The 1,827-nt window shown below is 37.9% G+C and carries 2 protein-coding genes; both read right to left on the minus strand.

Translation table 11 applies throughout. The features are described from left to right. Positions 1-1,127, minus strand: a 1,127-nt coding sequence (locus PX484_RS10840; protein WP_288103803.1) for a DNA cytosine methyltransferase, incomplete at its 3' end; no start/stop codon positions are given. Positions 1,128-1,321: 194 nt separating this feature from the next. Continuing rightward, positions 1,322-1,827 (minus strand): HEPN domain-containing protein (locus PX484_RS10845; RefSeq protein WP_288103804.1); only part of this gene is annotated, 506 nt, incomplete at its 5' end.

Consider the following 1,827-nt stretch of genomic DNA (forward strand, 5'->3'; position numbering starts at 1 on the left):
ATATTCATTGCTCCCATCACAGAAGAGCCAAGTTCTTTCGATAATAGCGGAATAACCGCGTTACCAATCTCACGAAAACCATGCCATATTGTGCGGTGAAACTGAAACCAATCGGGGAATGTATGTAATCTGGCGGCTTCTCGTACAGTAATACAACGAGGAATAGAATAGTGAATGGGTCTAGGAGCAGTATAGGCCCCTTTGTCACTATTAGTTCCGGCCCGGAGAGTATTACATAAACCAGTGGGAGAAAGCTTGAAAAAGCGACTTTTTGGTTCCACTGTACCCGGTTCGGTTACGATAAATCTATCAATTGATCTTTGGGTATGAACTGAGCCTATATGTCCATAGATTTTTGTATCTACTGTTCTTTGATGGCAAAGTTTAAAAATATCCCCTGGCTGCACTGAATATTTTTTCCTCTTACCACTATAATCTAATTTTGATGCAGGTATGCCTAAATCAGTATCGATAAAAGCCGGTATTAATTCTAAATCTGAAATCGTATCATAGACGCTGGTAAAAGCTGATTTTTTGGCTGAGTTCAAATCTACGGTCTTTGCCAGGGGATATTTAGCCATCGTCACGTCTTTTCGACTACCAATTAAGATTAATCTTCTGCGCTTTTGTGGTGCGCCATATTCACTGGCATCAAGGATTTTAATTGGCTGATTAATTGTATAGCCAATAGCTTCAAATTCAGAGATTAACTCCTCTAAAAATTGTTTATGTTTACCCGTCGCCATGCCGGGGACATTTTCAAAGATAAAATACTTGGGTTTAATTTCCCCTACAATTCGCAGATATTCAAATACTAGAGAATTTCTAGGATCATCTATTTGTCGTTTACCAATCAGTGAAAAACCTTGGCAGGGGGGACCGCCGGCAATTAAACTAACATCGGTGGCATAGCCTTTTAGTTTTAATAATTCCCATATTTCTCTACTTGTTACTTTGGCTATATCCCGGCAAATAGTTTGACAATAGGGAAAGTTAAAATGATGAACCAAGGAATGGACTGCATCAAACTCCACCGCTACAGCAATATCAAATCCCGCCGCTTCTAGACCAAGGGACATCCCACCGCAGCCGGCAAATAAATCGATCGCAATTGGTCTATGTTTCACTTTGATGATTAGCTCTCTATTGTCTGCCTTTTATTATACTGTAAGTAGGGAGGCACAATTATTGGTAGGATGGGTTAGCGGTAGCGTAAACTATGCGGGTGTTGGGTTTCATGCTTCAACCCAACCTACGTTCTGCTTTTTATTATACTGTATTTCTGATATAATTAACAATTTAAGTTTTATTAAGAGTGCAATTACTTGAGCAAGTTAGTAATCAATTGATCGACTTTCTCTAATTCTTGAATAATTTGTTTAACTCTTTCTAATTCGTCGGCAGGGTTAGGCGTTTTTTTCGTTTTTATTCCCGAAAAATGAGCGATTTCACCGCGTTCTTTTCCAAAAGTATTCATATTTAGTAACCAAACTTGATCTAAGTCATCACTATCGATGCCGATTGGTAAGAGTAATTTTAATAGGTTAGTTTCTTTAATCCCATGATTTTGATCGATAACTGATTTAAAACATCTAATCACTATGTCAATTTTTTTAGTTATTTTCAGTTTGTCTAGGGAGACATTTTTGTTACCTTTAAGAGGAGTAAGGGTGTCGGGAGGATTTTCCATTTCTTGACCAGAAAAAGCGATTACACATAACAAAACTCGACCAGCTTTACCTTGATTATCCCAGATATTTTTTGCTGTCTGTACTGTATCCCAAACTCGATCTTCAAGATAAGATTCAATCTCAGCATGAGCAAAAA

The sequence above is a fragment of the Microcystis sp. M49636_WE2 genome (assembly GCF_030065375.1).
Taxonomy (GTDB): Bacteria; Cyanobacteriota; Cyanobacteriia; order Cyanobacteriales; family Microcystaceae; genus Microcystis; species Microcystis aeruginosa_C.